Source organism: Nocardia sp. NPDC050413, from assembly GCF_040655475.1.
GTDB classification, from domain to species: domain Bacteria; phylum Actinomycetota; class Actinomycetes; order Mycobacteriales; family Mycobacteriaceae; genus Nocardia; species Nocardia coubleae.
This window is the reverse complement of sequence record NZ_JBFAJZ010000001.1, coordinates 528249-544307: the sequence shown is the minus strand read 5'-3', so window position 1 is coordinate 544307 and position 16059 is coordinate 528249. Positions and strand designations below refer to the sequence as shown.

General features: G+C 65.5%; 14 protein-coding genes. 11 read left to right on the top strand and 3 right to left on the bottom strand.

The window, feature by feature from the left end:
• Positions 1 to 6: 6 nt before the first annotated feature.
• Positions 7 to 777: an XRE family transcriptional regulator gene (locus AB0I19_RS02610; protein WP_357143618.1), complete on the bottom strand. Its 771-nt coding sequence runs from the start codon at positions 775 to 777 to the stop codon at positions 7 to 9.
• A 124-nt stretch (positions 778 to 901) separates the two neighbouring features.
• On the opposite strand from AB0I19_RS02610, the gene AB0I19_RS02605 reads away from it, so the two are divergent.
• From AB0I19_RS02605 to AB0I19_RS02585, 5 genes are all read left to right on the top strand, one after another.
• Positions 902 to 1795 (top strand): radical SAM protein, encoded by an 894-nt coding sequence (locus AB0I19_RS02605; protein ID WP_357143616.1) that lies wholly within the window; start codon positions 902 to 904, stop codon positions 1793 to 1795.
• Positions 1788 to 2357 carry an AAA family ATPase gene (locus AB0I19_RS02600; protein WP_357143614.1) on the top strand — a complete coding sequence of 190 codons (570 nt, stop codon included), beginning with the start codon at positions 1788 to 1790 and terminating at the stop codon, positions 2355 to 2357. The genes AB0I19_RS02605 and AB0I19_RS02600 overlap by 8 nt, the downstream gene beginning before the upstream one ends.
• Positions 2344 to 3015: a class I SAM-dependent methyltransferase gene (locus AB0I19_RS02595; RefSeq protein ID WP_357143612.1), complete on the top strand. Its 672-nt coding sequence runs from the start codon at positions 2344 to 2346 to the stop codon at positions 3013 to 3015. Before AB0I19_RS02600 ends, AB0I19_RS02595 begins: the two co-directional genes overlap by 14 nt.
• Positions 3015 to 3569, top strand: coding sequence for a class IV adenylate cyclase (locus AB0I19_RS02590; protein WP_357143611.1), 555 nt, complete (start codon positions 3015 to 3017; stop codon positions 3567 to 3569). Before AB0I19_RS02595 ends, AB0I19_RS02590 begins: the two co-directional genes overlap by 1 nt.
• Positions 3570 to 3934: 365 nt before the next feature.
• Complete coding sequence (locus AB0I19_RS02585) at positions 3935 to 4867, top strand: hypothetical protein (protein ID WP_357143609.1); 933 nt, start codon at positions 3935 to 3937, stop codon at positions 4865 to 4867.
• Between the two features lie 717 nt (positions 4868 to 5584).
• Here the strand turns inward: AB0I19_RS02585 and AB0I19_RS02580 are convergent.
• Positions 5585 to 7762 (bottom strand): malate synthase G, encoded by a 2178-nt coding sequence (locus tag AB0I19_RS02580; RefSeq protein ID WP_357143607.1) that lies wholly within the window; start codon positions 7760 to 7762, stop codon positions 5585 to 5587.
• A 266-nt stretch (positions 7763 to 8028) separates the two neighbouring features.
• On the opposite strand from AB0I19_RS02580, the gene betT reads away from it, so the two are divergent.
• From betT to AB0I19_RS02565, 3 genes are read left to right on the top strand one after another with little or no spacing between them, the layout of a single operon-like run.
• A complete protein-coding gene (betT, locus tag AB0I19_RS02575; protein WP_357143605.1) occupies positions 8029 to 10155 on the top strand; it encodes a choline BCCT transporter BetT in 2127 nt (708 codons plus the stop codon).
• A 10-nt stretch (positions 10156 to 10165) separates the two neighbouring features.
• Complete coding sequence (locus AB0I19_RS02570; protein WP_357143603.1) at positions 10166 to 11680, top strand: aldehyde dehydrogenase family protein; 1515 nt, start codon at positions 10166 to 10168, stop codon at positions 11678 to 11680.
• Positions 11677 to 13230, top strand: a complete 1554-nt coding sequence (locus AB0I19_RS02565; protein ID WP_357143601.1) for a GMC family oxidoreductase N-terminal domain-containing protein — start codon at positions 11677 to 11679, stop codon at positions 13228 to 13230. The genes AB0I19_RS02570 and AB0I19_RS02565 overlap by 4 nt, the downstream gene beginning before the upstream one ends.
• 1 nt (position 13231) lies before the next feature.
• Here AB0I19_RS02565 and AB0I19_RS02560 read toward each other — a convergent pair whose 3' ends face one another.
• On the bottom strand, positions 13232 to 13690 hold the full coding sequence (locus AB0I19_RS02560; protein ID WP_357143599.1) for a helix-turn-helix domain-containing protein: 459 nt from the start codon (positions 13688 to 13690) through the stop codon (positions 13232 to 13234).
• 84 nt (positions 13691 to 13774) lie between these two features.
• Here AB0I19_RS02560 and AB0I19_RS02555 point away from each other — a divergent pair, with 84 nt between their 5' ends.
• The 3 genes from AB0I19_RS02555 (at position 13775) to AB0I19_RS02545 (ending at position 16041) form a co-directional block, all read left to right on the top strand.
• Entirely contained in the window at positions 13775 to 15037 is a 1263-nt protein-coding gene (locus tag AB0I19_RS02555) for an MFS transporter (protein WP_357143597.1), read from the top strand.
• A 282-nt stretch (positions 15038 to 15319) separates the two neighbouring features.
• Entirely contained in the window at positions 15320 to 15799 is a 480-nt protein-coding gene (locus tag AB0I19_RS02550) for an HNH endonuclease (protein WP_357143595.1), read from the top strand.
• Positions 15796 to 16041 carry a WhiB family transcriptional regulator gene (locus AB0I19_RS02545; protein ID WP_067488664.1) on the top strand — a complete coding sequence of 82 codons (246 nt, stop codon included), beginning with the start codon at positions 15796 to 15798 and terminating at the stop codon, positions 16039 to 16041. Before AB0I19_RS02550 ends, AB0I19_RS02545 begins: the two co-directional genes overlap by 4 nt.
• Positions 16042 to 16059: the final 18 nt, after the last annotated feature.

The following is a 16059-nucleotide window of genomic DNA, read 5'->3' as shown; positions in this document are numbered from 1 at the left end:
GGCCTTTCAGTCCGGAATCCAGGGCTGCGCGTCAGCCCAGATCGCGTCGAAACTCTCGGCATAGTTGTCGAACCAGCCGACTTCGTTGACCCGCTTGAGCTGGAAAACGGGGTTCGCACTCGCGGGCTGTCCCCAGATATGCGGATTCACCAGCAAGGTGTCGTCGTAGCGGAACATCGAGTTGTAGAGGGTCGTGCCGTGCAGCCGGACCTCGCACCGCTGTGCGGTAACGAGCGAGCGGTAGTAGGTGAGAGAGGCACGGATCTTCGCGGCCAACGTGTCGGGGCCGAGCCCCTCTTCGATCCCGCGTTCGAGGACCGCCTTGCAGCCGGGGTCGCCGAAACACAACCGAACTCGGGCGCCCTCACGCGCTCGTTCGATCAGGGTCTGAGCGACACGGGGGTTGGATTGAGCGAAGAACGTCCCGGAGAATACGAGCACGTCGATCTGCTCGGTTGCGTTGCCCAACAGGGTCAGCCACGTTTCGCGAGGCACTTCGGCGCGATTGTGATAGGTGGCGACCAGTTCGACGTTCGTTGACGCTCTGTCGTCCACCTCAGGTGGCCAGAGGAATCCCTCCTCGACCCGCAGGTGATGCGCGACCCGTCGGCGGTGGCGCGGGTGCGGAACCCGCCCGCCGAGCCAGCGTCCGACAGTCTTCGGGTCGACCTCACAGACGTCGGCCAACGACTCAGGCTCGATCCCCCGCTGATGAAGCACAGTCTGAAGCCGGACATTCACGCCACCAATAGAAGCCGACACGACCGGTCCAAGCAAGCACACCCGCGAACCCAGTAACGAAAAAGTCCCGGGACGTCCTGGGCAACGTCCCAAACGCGGTTACCCGGTCCAAGCACCGGCGGCCACGCTGTTGACCTCACCAAAACCCAAGGCGGCCAACATGATCACCGAACACACCAGCATCCACACCATCCGAAGGCTCTACCTACAGCTGCTCTACCGCTGCAACTTCACCTGCAAACACTGCTTCCACGGCGAACGCCTCCAACACGCCGACACCTTCACCGCCGCGCAGGCCTGCAACCTCCTCGGCCGCATGCACCGTGAATACGCCACCGAAGCTGTCGTTCTCCTGGGTGGCGAGCCATTCGTGTACAAGGAGTTGCCGCGGGTGATCCGCTATGCCAAACACACTCTGGGATTGACCGTCGAGATCTGCACCAACGGTTACCGCATCGGCCCCCGATTGCGAGAGATCGCGCCGTGCATCGACCTGCTGCGGATCTCACTCGAAGGTGTCGGGGCCACCAACGATCGAATACGGCGCGATGGAAGCTACAGCGCCGCGATCGAATCCATCGAGCTCGCAAGTGATCTGGGCGTAGCGACCGGCGCCACTCTCACCGTGAACCGATACAACATCGACGAAGTCGTGGAACTGGCGCAAACCCTCCAAGCGCTCGGAGTATCGCAACTCAAACTGCATCAACTGCGAGCTGTCGGCAACGCCGCACAGCATCCCGACATGCTGATCACCGATAGCGCCGCCTACACCGACCTCCGAGATCAACTCGGCCAGGCGCGTCTTGACATCGAGGTAATCCTCGACGAGGACCTCAGCGAAGCACCGGCATGCTCACCCTCAACCGGCACCGACACGATCGACCGGATCGAGGCAGACCCCCGCGGAGCACTCACCATGTCCTGCAAGGCCGTTGGCCGTGACTCGCACGCCTTCTGGTACGACAAAGACCGCGACCACATCGAGTACCGGCCCTCCGCGCACGACGAGATCGCACTCGGCATCCCCGACGTGGTGTACGGCCGTGTCTGAGCCCGCGCTGTTCGAGAGCGTCGAAGGACTCGCGGGCACCGGCAAAACCACGGTGGCGCCGCTGCTGGCCGAGGCCCGCCGCGCGGTGTTGGTCGCGACAGTCCCGGCGAACTACCAGCCGCTGCGGCGGGAGCTGGACAACTCGACCAACGCCGACGCCCGCATGTGCCTGTTTCTGTCCGCACTCTTGACCGCCACAGAACAGATCGTCGACCACCTCGAAGCAGGAAGCCCCGTCGTCGTCGAAAGCTATTTCGCCCGCTGCCTCACCACCCATCGCGAATTCGGCGCGCGAGTCGGCATCACCCTGCCCGCGGACCTGCCCCAGCCAGTGACCTACCAACTGACCTGTTCGAACCACGAACGTCTGCGCCGCCTGGCACATCGCGACAAGCCCCTCACCCGATGGGACGTCTTGGCCGAACAACATACCGACAGCCTCACCGCCGCTATCGGCAACTGGGCCACCCACCGCATCGACACCACAACCAGCAGCCCCGCCGAGGTTGTGGAAACGATCCTGTCCCTCAACACAAGTAGGACCGACCATGCAAACCACTAGCCTCTGGGAACAGACCCTGACCTTCTTCCCGCAGTACCTGCGTGAACTCAACGACCGACACGCGCCAGGCGCGACCGTGACCGTCGTCGGCGCCAGCGACGGCAAGTTCGTTCTGCCACTCGCCGCGGCCGGCTACGAAGTCATCGCCGTCGAGAACGACCCACAAGCGCTCTACGGCGGCGAGATTCTCCTACCCGGCTCCGGCCTCGCCCACGCCCCCAGCCTCACCCAACGTATCCACGCAGCCGGCCTCACCAGCCGGGTGCAGATCCAACCACACGACTTCTTCCACGCCGAGCTGTCAGAACTACAAGCCGACGCCGTATGGACCAGCTGCTCCTGGCACTACAGCGCCAACCACCGCCGTCCACTCGGCGAATTCATCGGACGGATGAAAGACCTACTCGAACCAGGCGGCCTGTTCGGCGCCGAATTCATGATGCCGGTCGAGGACCACCACCACCTCATCGAGCACTACACCACCCCCGACAAACTGTTCCGCCACTTCCCCTCTGACACATGGGAAGTGCTGCTCACCCTGAGGACTGACCCTTTCACCGAACGGCCGCACGTGGGCCAACCCCACGACCACACACATCGTATGGGTGTACTTTTCGCCACAAAGCCCGAACACCTCAACCAAGGGACCCGCGCCTGATGAAGCACGAATACGAAGCCACCTTCCTGGCCGTCGACGTCGAAGCGATCAGGGCAAGACTCACAGCACTCGGCGCCACCATGTCATTTTCCCGAACCTTGTTGACCCGCAGGATCTTCGACGGACACGCCTTGCCGGAAGGAGCCTGGGTGCGGCTGCGACACGAGGGCACCCGTACGACGTTGACGCTCAAACGCGTCACCGACTCCACCACCATCGACGGCACAACCGAGATCGAGACCGTAGTCGACGACCTGGACGCGATGGCCGAGATCCTCACCACGATCGGACTCACACAGACCCGATACCAAGAGAACTATCGAGAAGAATGGCGCCTCGGCGACATCGTCTTCGACCTGGATACCTGGCCCGACCTGCCCACCTTCCTAGAAATCGAGGGATCCGACGAGCCCTCGGTTCGCCGCGCCGCAGCAGACCTCGGCCTCGACTACAGACAAGCGAAGTTCGGCAGCGTCGACACCATCTACCAATCAGAAAGCGGTCGAGACATTCTCGCTGAACCAACACTGCTGTTCAACCAGTCCACAAGATAGCTGGCACAACCGGATCGCCGCAGAAGTCCGCGCGGCCGATCACCTTCGATACCGAAGGAAGCCCTGGATGAACAACCGCCCAACCCACAGAAAGAACGCGGATATTCGGGTAACGTCCTCCGTAGGCAAGGAGTTCGGGATTGCGCCTGAACCACCGCCGATTTCAACTCGCTGCGGCATGGAGCCCGGATTGCGCCTGCGCCATCGCCGTATTCCCGTTTACTTATCCCAGGCCGACGAGTCCAGCGGGCACGCCGACTGAGAAGGGCTAGTTCGCGATGACTATCTACTCCCAGCATTCACAACGTGGGAAGGTTCAGATCTTGGCGAGCTACCGCGCACCAGGCGGCGTGGTGTCTTCAACCGTGACCAGTGTCGAGTCCACTGCGACGGCGGCGCCGATCGTTGACGCCCTGAACCGGATCTCGGCCAGCGCGTCGGTTCCGGTGAGCGTGTACGACATGCGTGGTCGCGGCTTCAACGACTACCCGCAGAAACACCTCGCTGCGCTCACCGATCGCAATATGCGAGCTGACCTGCTCGAAGGCACGCACAGCCTGTGGTACGAGCAGGCGATGTGGCTGCTTCACGAGGCGTTGAGGGACCTTGATATCGCGACAGCGTCTGTACCGACACCGATTCGCACCGCGGTGGATTCGGAGCTGGAAACCGAGACTCGCTGGCTTCGCGCTGCGGTTGCCGAATACGCGGAGGGATTCGAGGTTCCTGAAAGCGAAAATCGACGCAACTGGGACTTCGGGGACCCGTTCGTTTGTTTCGACGGCGGATTGGTCGGCCTGGGTCAACGAGACCGCGACCTGATGGACCGCCTCGAAGCAGACGCCAGCGGTGAAGAACTCCAGGAAGCCATCATCGACCTGCGGACCCTACTCGACGTCGAAGCGCAGATCGATATCGGAGACGCCCAGCTCCAGCTGGAACCCCTGTCTATCACCGCAGAACCAGGCGATACCGATGGCTATTTCCTCAACGTCGAGGCTCCCCTGCCTGGCGGCAAGTACAACCGTGTGCACTGGGCTGTGGCGGTCTATCGGTGGGAGGTAGACGTGTGGGATGAGGAGGGCTACCCAACAGGTTCACACGGCGAGCCGGTAGTCCACTGCACGATCGCCGAGCGGCCGAGTATTACCGATATAGTCGCACTGCTGAAGCTCGCCACGAATCAGGCGCAGCTCGCGGCCTGGACGCAAACTCCGATCGGCGAGAAATTGGCCAACACAGACTTCGTCGTAACCAAGCGCTATAACGACACGGAATACCACAGCTGCCCGGAGTGACTCGCCGTTTCATCTGTCCCCCACGCCGCCGAGGAGCGTAGACGTACCAACTGCCCAGCTGTGCGGTTCCCGCTCCTCGTGCAGTTTCGAACACCGGTATCGATAGACGCATCCGTACGGTCATCGCATCTGCGGCCGCAGGTCTCGATCGCACGCGCGGGTACACGCACGACCGATCCGAATCACGAGCTTCCCGTTGAAGGTGCCGGGCGTACGCGCGAGTGAGCCGAGACCACGAGCAAGCCAGCTACATTGGGCAGAATCCGTCAGTCGAACTGGAATCGACAGTGCCCCAGCGCTCTCCGTTTCCTTCCTCAGCGCGATTCGCCGAGGGAGTGAACTCGTGAGGTCAGAGACCAGGACACGACGTTCGTCGCTCCTTCTGACTACCAGCACTTTTGAGTACTTTTGAGAAGCTTCGGGACGATGTGAACCGTCGTGACGAAGTCCCAGGTTCAAATCGCGCCAGTCCGACGGGGCAAGACATCTTCGACCTAGACCGCCGGATCGCGCAAGTTTCCGTCCTACGGGACGCGAATCCGCTGGTAGACCACTTCTCAGGGCGATGGCGGCACTTTCGTTTGCGACCATTTTGAGGCTGACGAGCTGGTATCCAGCATGATCTCCAGTGACGGCAGAGGCCCCGCATCGGATGTCTCCGATGCGGGGCCTCAAGCGAAAGTGCTGCTACGAGCTACTTTTCACCACTCGTCATCACTACTTCTGCGCAGCCTTGAACTCACGACGACGCCGGTGCAGGATCGGCTCGGTGTAGCCGTTGGGCTGCTTGGTGCCTTCCAGGACCAGTTCCTTGGCGGCCTGGAAAGCGATCGAGTCGTCGAAGTTCGGCGCCATCGGGCGGTAGTTCTTGTCGCCCGAGTTCTGGCGGTCGACCACGGGGGCCATGCGCTCGAGGCTGGCGATCACGTCTGCTTCGGAGACGATGCCGTGGCGCAGCCAGTTGGCGACCAGCTGGCTCGAGATGCGCAGGGTGGCACGGTCTTCCATCAGGCCGATGTCGTTGATGTCGGGCACCTTGGAGCAGCCGACGCCGTGGTCGATCCAGCGCACGACGTAGCCCAGGATGCCCTGGGAGTTGTTGTCGAGCTCCTGGCGCTTCTCCTCGTCGGACCAGTCGGTGGACTGGGCCAGGGGGATTTCCAGGATCTGGTCGACGGTGGCGCGGGGGCCGCCCTTGGCGATCTCGGACTGGCGCTTGAACACGTCCACCTGGTGGTAGTGGGTGGCGTGCAGGGTGGCGGCGGTCGGCGAGGGCACCCACGCGGTGTTGGCGCCTGCCTTGGGGTGGCCGATCTTCTGCTCGAGCATGCCTGCCATCAGGTCGGGCATGGCCCACATGCCCTTGCCGATCTGGGCCTTGCCGGGCAGGCCCTTGGCCAGGCCGGTGTCGACGTTCCAGTCCTCGTAGGAGGTGATCCAGGTCTGGGTCTTCATCTCGGCCTTGCGGACCATCGGCCCGGCCTCCATGGAGGTGTGGATCTCGTCGCCGGTGCGGTCCAGGAAGCCGGTGTTGATGAACACCACGCGGTCCTTGGCGGCCTCGATCGACGCGGCGAGGTTGACCGTGGTGCGGCGCTCCTCGTCCATGATGCCGACCTTGAGGGTGTTGCGGGTCAGGCCGAGGACGTCCTCGATGCGGCCGAACAGCTCGTTGGTGAACGCGGCCTCGTCGGGGCCGTGCATCTTCGGCTTCACGATGTAGACCGAGCCGGTGCGGGTGTTGGCCAGCTCGGCGGTGCCGTTGAGCGAGTGCACGGCGATCAGCGAGGTGATCAGGCCGTCCATGATGCCCTCGGGCACCTCGTTGCCCTCGGCGTCGATGATGGCGTCGGAGGTCATCAGGTGGCCGACGTTGCGCACGAACAGCAGCGAACGACCGTGCAGCACCAGCTCGGAACCGTCGAGCGCGGTGAACACGCGGTCGGGGTTCATGGTGCGGGTGAAGGTCTTGCCGTTCTTGGTGACCTCCTCGGCGAGGGTGCCCTTCATCAGGCCCAGCCAGTTGCGGTAGCAGACGACCTTGTCGTCGGCGTCGACCGCGGCGACCGAGTCCTCGAAGTCCATGATCGTGGTGAGCGCCGACTCGAGCACGATGTCCTTGACGCCGGCGGAGTCGGTGGAGCCGATGGGCGAATTCGGATCGATCTGGATCTCGATGTGCAGACCGTTGTGCTTGAGCAGCACCGAGGTGGGGGCCTCGGGGTCACCGAGGTAGCCGACCAGCTGGGAGGGATCGGCCAGGCCGATGTCGGTGCCGTCTTCCAGGCCGACCTCGAGCTCGCCGTCGACGATCTTGTAGTACGACGAACCGATGTGCGAACCGGTGATGAGGGTGACGGCGTCGTCGAGGAAGTTACGGCCCCACTCGATGACCTTGTCGCCACGCACGCGGTTGTAGCCGGTGCCCTTCTCGGCGCCGTTGGCCTCGGAGATGGCGTCGGTGCCGTAGAGGGCGTCGTAGAGCGAACCCCAGCGCGCGTTGGCGGCGTTGATCGCGAAACGCGCGTTCATCACCGGAACCACCAGCTGCGGGCCTGCGGTGGTGGCGATCTCGGCGTCGACGTTGCCGGTGCCGATCTGGAACGGCGCGGGCTCGGGGCGCAGGTACCCGATCTCGGTGAGGAACTGCTTGTAGGCGCCCTTGTCGTAGTTCGCGCCGGGGCTCTCCTGGTGCCAGGCGTCGAGCTTGCCCTGGATCTCGTCGCGTTCGGCCAGCAGGGCACGGTTGCGCGGGGCGAGGTCGTTGATGACCTGTTCGGCGCCTGCCCAGAACGCGGCGGAATCTACGCCGGTACCGGGAAGCGCCTCGTTCTCGATGAAATCGTGGAGAACGCTCGCCACCTGGAGCCCGCCGACCTGAATCCGCTCTGTCATCTACTGCCTCACTTCGGTTGAAAACCGGCTGGAAAAAGTCGATGTCATGTTACCCGTGGGTACATGCGACATCGCGTGTGGGTGGAACGCCCGGCGGGCGTCACGCATTCCGCCACGCCGAATCGTCGGGGGCCGACGGTTGGGCGTGGCGAACCACCTCTCGATTGTAGGTTCCCGCCTCGCGGCCGCCGCGCACGCTCGAACACGGGCACAGCAACCACCGGATGTCCACGAAAGGACGAGGTGGACGAACTAGCCTTCGTCGCATGGGCGCCCCCAGCAATCCCGGCGACAACAGCACACCTGTCGGGGCGACGCAGGTGACGTTGCACCCGGTGGCCGACAAGCGGTCGGTGAACAAGCCCGTGTTCCTCACCGCCGCGGGGCTCGTGCTGGCCTTCGCGGTCTGGGCGCTGGCCTCGCCGGAGAGTGCCGAAAGCGTCGTCGGCGAGGTGAAGACCTTCATCTCCACCTGGTTCGGCTGGTGGTACTTCGTGCTCGCCACCGTGATCCTCGGGCTCGTCGTGTTCCTCGGTGCGGGCCGCTACGGCCGCTACCGCCTCGGCCCGGAGGAATCGCGCCCGGAGTACAGCCTGTTCTCCTGGACGTCGATGCTGTTCGCGGCGGGCATCGGCATCGACCTGATGTTCTTCTCCGTCGCCGAACCGGTCTACAACTACCTGCACCCGCCGGAGGGACCGGCCCAGACCGATCACACCGCCCGCGAAGCTGTCACCTGGACGATCTTCCATTACGGCATCACCGGGTGGGCGATGTACGCGCTGATGGGCGGGGCACTGGCGTACTTCGCGTTCCGGCACAATCTGCCGCTGACGATTCGCGCCGCCCTCTATCCGATCTTCGGCAAGCGGGTGCACGGGCGCTGGGGTGACGCCATCGATGTGGCCGCGGTGCTCGGCACCATCTTCGGTATCGCCACCTCGCTCGGCATCGGCATCGTCCAGCTCAACTACGGTCTGCACGAACTGTTCGGCGTTCCGCAGGGCAAGGCGGCCCAGATCGGTTTGATCGCGTTGTCGGTGGCCATCACCACCGTCTCCGCGACCACCGGAGTCGACAAGGGCATCCGGCGCTTGTCCGAACTCAACGTCATCATGGCCATCGCCCTGCTGATCTACATCCTGGTGGCCGGTCGCACGTCGTTCCTGCTCAACGGGCTCACCCAGAACGCGGGCGACTACCTGTCGACATTCCTGGACCGCACGCTGAACACCTTTGCCTGGGAACGCAATCCGGAGACGGCGAATCAGCCCTCGACGTGGCTCGACAGCTGGACACTGTTCTTCTGGGCGTGGTGGGTGGCATGGGCGCCGTTCGTCGGGCTGTTCCTCGCGCGCATTTCGCGCGGACGCACCCTGCGCCAGTTCATCTTCGGAGTGCTCGTCGTGCCGTTCAGCTTCACCCTGCTGTGGATCTCGGTGTTCGGCAACAGCGCGTTGCAGGTGGCGCGTGACGATCAGCAGTTCGCCGAACAGACCGCGGCCCGAGCCGAATTGGGCTTCTACTCCCTGCTCGAGCAGTACCCCGGGGCCACCTTTCTGCTCGGCATAGCCACTATCACCGGGCTGCTGTTCTACGTGACGAGCGCCGATTCCGGTTCGCTCGTGATGGGCAACTTCACCTCGAAACTGCCCGACCCGATGGCGGATTGCGCGCGTGGCACCCGGATCTTCTGGTCGGCCGCGATCGGCCTGCTCACGCTGTCGATGCTGTTCGCGGGCACCGGCGGATCGATCATCACCCTGCAGAACGCGACGATCATCATGGGCTTGCCGTTCTCGTTCGTGCTGGCTCTGATCGGGATCGCCATGCTGCGCGCGGTGCGCAACGAATCGTTCAAGATCGACAGCTACCGGGCGGCGCTGCCCAATGCCATCGCGGCCGGGCGCGGACCGAGCGAGCACGGCAGCTGGCGGCGCAGGCTGTTGGCCACCGTCCACTACCCCGGCCCGGCCTCGACCCGGAAGTTCTTGAACAACACCGTGATTCCAGCCATGCGTGAGGTTTCCGAGGAGTTGGCCAGGATGGGACTCACCGCGCACGTCGACGAATCGGGCACCCACGAGGGGCTGCCGTATCCGCGGCTGATCGTCGATCAGGGCACCGAGACCGGCTTCGAATACGGTGTGTGGCCGGTCTCGGCGCCCGCACCCTCGTACGCGGTGCTGGCCCAGCGCTCCGGTGACCGCTATTTCCGCTGCGAGGTGTATCTGGCGGAGGGCTCGCAGGGGTACGCCCTCAACGGGTACAGCCGTGAGCAGGTGATCGGCGACATCCTCGACCAGTACGAACGTCATCTCGGTTATCTCTACCTGCGCCGCTCCGCCACCGATCACCACGAACCCGAAGCCGTCGACACCGACGAATCGTGAAGGGACAACCATGAGCCAGACCCTCTATATCGATGGCACCTGGCGCGCGGCCGCGTCCGGTCTGACCCGCGAGATCCGCTGTCCGGCGGACGATTCCGTGGTCGGCACCGTCGCCGAGGCGGGCGCGGAGGACACCGAGGCCGCCATCGCCGCCGCTCGGCGCGCTTTCGACGACGGACCGTGGCGCACCACCACCGCCGGTGAACGTGGCGATCTGCTGCTCGACATCGCCGACGCGATCGAGGGCAGACGCGAACAGTTCGTGGGCGCCGAGACCTTGGACACGGGCAAACGGCCCTACGAGTCCGAGATCGACATGACCGATATCGAGAACTGCTTCCGGTACTTCGGCAAGCTCGCCGCCGAGGACGCGGGCCGGGTGGTCGACGCGGGCAACGCCGACATCGATTCGCGCATCGTCTACGAACCGGTCGGGGTGTGCGGGCTCATCACGCCGTGGAACTATCCGCTGCTGCAGGCCGCCTGGAAGGTGGCACCGGCGCTGGCCGCGGGCAACACCTTCGTACTCAAGCCCGCCGAACTCACCCCGCACACCGCGATCCTGCTGATGACCGTCCTCGACGACCTCGGGGTGCCGCCTGGCGTGGCCAATCTCGTCCTCGGCGCCGGACCGACCGCGGGCGCTCCCCTGTCGGCCCATCCCGATGTGGACCTCGTCTCGTTCACCGGCGGATTGTCCACGGGCCGCGTCATCGCCCGCGAGGCGGCGGCGACGGTGAAGAAAGTGGCCCTCGAGCTGGGCGGCAAGAACCCGAACATCATCTTCGCCGACGCCTGCGACACCGACGAGCGCCTCAGCGCCTGTGTCGACAACGCCCTCAACGCGGCGTTCCTGCATTCCGGCCAGGTGTGCTCGGCTGGGGCGCGACTGGTGATCGAAGAGTCGGCGCACGACCGGTTCGTCGACGAACTCGTCCGCCGCGCCCGCCAGATCCGCCTCGGCCTGCCGTTCGCCGACGGCACCGAGACCGGTCCGCTGATCTCGTCGGCGCATCGCGACAAGGTGCACGCCTATGTGGAGCAGGCCCGCGCGGACGGAGCCGACATCCGCACCGGCGGTACCTTCGCCGTCGGCGATCAGGGCTCGGGCAATCTCGACAACGGCTGGTTCTATCTGCCGACCGTCATCGACCGGGCGAACCGCACGATGGCCTGTGTGCACGACGAGGCGTTCGGCCCGACGGTCACGGTGGAGACGTTCACGACCGAGGAAGAGGCGATCTCCATCGCCAACGACACCGAATACGGCCTGGCGGGCGCGGTGTGGTCCAGCGATTCGGCGCGGGCGCGGCGGGTGGCGGCCCGAGTGCGCGCGGGCACGGTGTGGGTCAACGACTTCGGGCCTTATCTGCCACAGGCGGAGTGGGGCGGGTTCGGCCGGTCCGGCGTCGGCCGTGAACTCGGCCCGTCCGGGTTGCACGAGTATCGCGAGGCCAAGCACGTGTACGAGAACCTCCGGCCGGGGGTCACCGGCTGGTTCGAGCTGCGGGAGGACCAGCGGTGAATTCCTACGACTACGTGATCGTCGGCGCCGGTTCGGCGGGCGCTGCGGTGGCCGCTCGCCTCTCGGAGGATCCGTCGGTGACGGTGTGTCTGCTCGAGGCGGGCCCGTCCGATGTGGACGATCCGGCGATCCTTCGCCTGGATCGCTGGATGGAACTGCTGGAATCCGGCTACGACTGGGACTATCCGATCGAGCCGCAGGAGAACGGCAATTCGTTCATGCGCCATGCCAGGGCCAAGGTGCTCGGCGGCTGTTCGTCGCACAACAGCTGCATCGCGTTCTGGGCGCCGCGCGAAGACCTGGACAGCTGGGAACGCGAGCACGGCGCGACCGGCTGGGGCTCGGACTCGATGTACCGGCTCTACAGCCGGATCGAAACCAACGATGCTCCCGGCGAGCACCACGGGCGCAGCGGGCCGGTGAACATCATGACGGTGCCGCCGAACGACCCCTGCGGCGTGGCGGTGCTCGACGCCTGCGCGGAGGTCGGGATTCCGCGTGCGGAGTTCAATGCCGATCGCACGGTTGTCAACGGCGCCAACTTCTTCCAGATCAACAGCCGCACCGACGGCACCCGATCCTCGTCGTCGGTGAGCTACCTGCACCCGATTCTGGATCGGCCGAATCTCACCATCCGGACGGGCGCGTGGGCCAAGCGGATCCTCATCGAGGACGGGCGCGCGGTCGGTGTGGAGTACACCGACAACGCCTTCGGCCGGGCCACCCGGGTCACCGCCGAGCGGGAGGTGATCGTCTCGGCCGGGGCCATAGACTCGCCGAAGCTGCTGATGCTCTCGGGTATCGGTCCGGCGGATCACCTGCGGGAGAACGGAATCGACGTCGTGGTCGACTCTCCCGGTGTCGGTGCGCACCTGCAGGACCACCCCGAGGGGGTGATCGGGTTCGAGACGAAACAGCCGATGGTGCGCAGCTCGACACAATGGTGGGAGGCGGGCATCTTCACCACCACCGTCGACGGGCTCGACCGGCCCGACCTGATGATGCATTACGGCAGTGTCCCTTTCGACATGCATACGCTGCGCCAGGGTTACCCGACGGCCGAGAACACCTTCTGCCTCACCCCCAATGTCACCCACGCCCGCTCGCGCGGCACCGTGCGGTTGCGGTCGCGCGACTTCCGCGACAAGCCTCGGGTGGACCCGCGCTACTTCACCGATGCCGAGGGCCACGACATGCGGGTGATGATCGCGGGCCTGCGCAAGGCTCGTGAAATCGCCTCCGCCGCAGCGCTTTCGGAGTGGATCGAGCGGGAACTGTATCCGGGTCCACAGGCCGAGACCGATGCCGAACTGGCCGACTACATCCGGCGCACCCACAACACCGTGTACCACCCCGTCGGCACCGTGCGGATGGGCGCACCGGACGACCCGATGAGCCCGCTCGACCCGGAACTGCGGGTCAAGGGCATCGATGGACTGCGCGTGGCCGACGCCTCGGTGTTCCCGGCGCACACCACGGTGAATCCGAACATCACCGTCATGCTGGTCGGCGAACGGTGCGCAGAACTGGTGGCTGCCGGCCGAAAGTAGTTCACCCGCAGTCCACTCGCCGCACTTCGGTGGTGGCTGCGGTGACGACCGCGCCTGCCCGATCGCGAGGACGTAGTTCGGCGAGTGGCCGGCCGTCGCGGTCCACGAGCGCCGAGCGGGGCTCGTCGTCGGCGAAGGCATGACTCTCCCCCCACTGCCGCAGCGCGACGACGACGGTGAACAGGTCCCGCCCCGCCGGCGTCAACTCGTAGACGTACCGTTTGCCGCTCGCGGTCGCGCTGGTGGCGAGGATGCCGTCGTCGACGAGTCGGCGCAGGCGGTCGGCGAGGATGTTGCGCGCGATCCCGAGCCGCTGCCGCAACTCGGTGAACGACGCCGGCCCTTCCATGGCGTCGCGCACGATGAGCAGACTCCACCGATCACCCACCAGGTCGACAGTTCGCGCCACCGGGCAGGTGGCATCGGTCCATTCGCGGTCGACACGGACCGTCGGAGCCATGGGCCACCTCCTAATAGGTTGCAATTCGAAACCATTATTGCTTACCTTTGATTTGGTTTCATTTTGCTACTCTTTGGAGGTCCGGTGGGTACACGACTGACGCGAGCACAACGGGTGACGCTGGCGGTGGTGTGCGCCGCGGCGGTCTCCACGATCTACGCGATCCAGCCGGTTCTCACCGTGGCGGGTGCGGAACTGGGGCTGTCGCCGCAGTCGTCCGGCGTCCTGATCGCCGCCGGGCAGATCGGGTATTTCGCCGGACTGGTTCTGCTGGTCCCACTCGGTGACCTGGTGAACCGCCGTCGGCTCATCGGCGGCATGCTCGCGCTCACCTCGGTCGGGGCCGCGATCACCGCCGTCGCGCCCACTGGTGTCGTCGCGGTCGCCGGGCTCGCGGTCGCCGGGGTGTTCGCGGTCGTCGTCCAGGTGACCGTGGCATACGTCGCCGCAGTTTCCGCGCCCGGTGAACGGGGCCGCAATATCGGCGCTGTCACCTCCGGGGTGGTGATCGGCATCCTCGGGGTCCGTGTCGTCGCGGGTCTGCTGGGTGACACGCTCGGCTGGCGGGCAGCCTATGCGGCGCTCGCGGTGCTCTGCGCGACGCTCGCCGTCCTCACCCGGAGGGTTCTGAGTCCGGACGTCAGAACCCGCGATAATCGGTACATCCAGGTGCTGCGGTCCACGGGACGGCTGGTGACCACGGACCGGCTGTTTCTGAGCCGGGGCTCGATCACCTTCTTCGTCTTCGCGTCCTTCGGATCGCTGTGGAGCGGCCTCGCGCTCCCCCTCGCCGCGCATCCCTGGTCGTTGGGCACGACCGAGATCGGGCTGTTCGGGTTGTTCGGTCTCGCGGGCGCCCTCGGCGCGGGCCGGGCCGGCCGGTGGGCCGATGCCGGTCACGCGCAGCGGGTCACCGGCTCGGCCCTGCTGATGCTCGCCGTGTCCTGGTTGTTCATCGCGCGGACCGGGACAGCGGTGCTGCTCGTCGTCGGCATCGTTCTGCTCGATTTCGCTGTCCAGGCTGTGCACGTGAGCAGTCAGCATGTGCTGACCACCGCACATCCCGACCGCGCGGGCAGTGTCATCGGTGCCTACATGGCCTTCTACTCACTGGGCTCCGCGCTCGGCGCGGTCACCACGACCTGGGCTTTCACCGTGTGGGGATGGTGGGCGTCCTGCCTGTTCGGCGCGCTCTACGCCCTGGCCGGGTTCGCCGTGTGGGCGGCGGCCCAGCTCGCACGCGTCGGCGTCACGGCCACGCCCGAATCACCCTGGGCGCCGGTGGGATGCGCTGTCGCCCACCGACAACAAATGAGCCGACATTCCGGACACGGTGTGTCACCATGATTCACACGAGGCCGACATCGCGCCAGACGAGACCGGCAGAGCACGCAGAGAGGAGGAGACGACCGTGAAACCAGCTGTACGACAGCATGATTCGAAGCCCGGATACCAGAGCACCGGACATCGCAGCGCCGAGATGCGCGAAGCCGGTCGTCTCCCCATCGCGCACTGAGCGCACCCCACCTCTCCCTTCCGCTCGCTTCTTCGAAACATGGTGATTCCGATGATATTCGTCATGCCGTCGTCCCGACGGCTCCCGCCGCCGACAACTGGATACACAGCCGCGTGCTGGTGCTCAACGCCAGTTACGAGGCGCTCGACGAGATCACCGCCGATCGGGCGGTGACATTGCTGCTCAGCGGTGCCGCCGAATCCGTCATCGACCGGGTGCCGCGTTTCCCGATCCGCTCGCAGCGGCTCGAGGTGGCGTTGCCGGAGACGATCCGGTTACTGCGCTACGTGTACCTGGCGCATGTGCGACCGGTCGGCGAGGACAGCCGCGCCACCCTGGCCGGTGTGCTGCGCCGCGACAAGCACCGCTGCGGCTACTGCGCGAACTGGGCGGCCACCGTCGACCACATTCGCCCGCGCAGCCGGGGCGGCCCCAATACCTGGGGCAACCTCGTAGCCTGCTGCGCACCCTGCAATACGACCAAGGCCGACCGCACCCCCGAAGAGGCGGGGATGCGGTTGCTGTGGGAGCCCAAGGCTCCCGACCCGCTCGCCAGCACACAGCGCCGGATCTGGAAGGAGTACGCGCCGTGACCACCGCACTGACCGACCTGCTCACCCTGTCCGATTCCGGTCGGTGGCATCGCGCCGCCTGCCGGGGCGACCCCAACCACGAGGCGTGGTTTCCGTACCCGTCGCAGGATTTCGACTACGCCCGCCGCATCTGCGCCGGTTGCCCGTTGCTCGCGGGGTGCACCGAGTACGCGGCGCGCACCGGTCAGTCCGGGGTGTGGGGTGGTCGTGAATACGACCGCGGGCGCGTGATCCGCGAATGACCGACCGAGGGTCGGGCG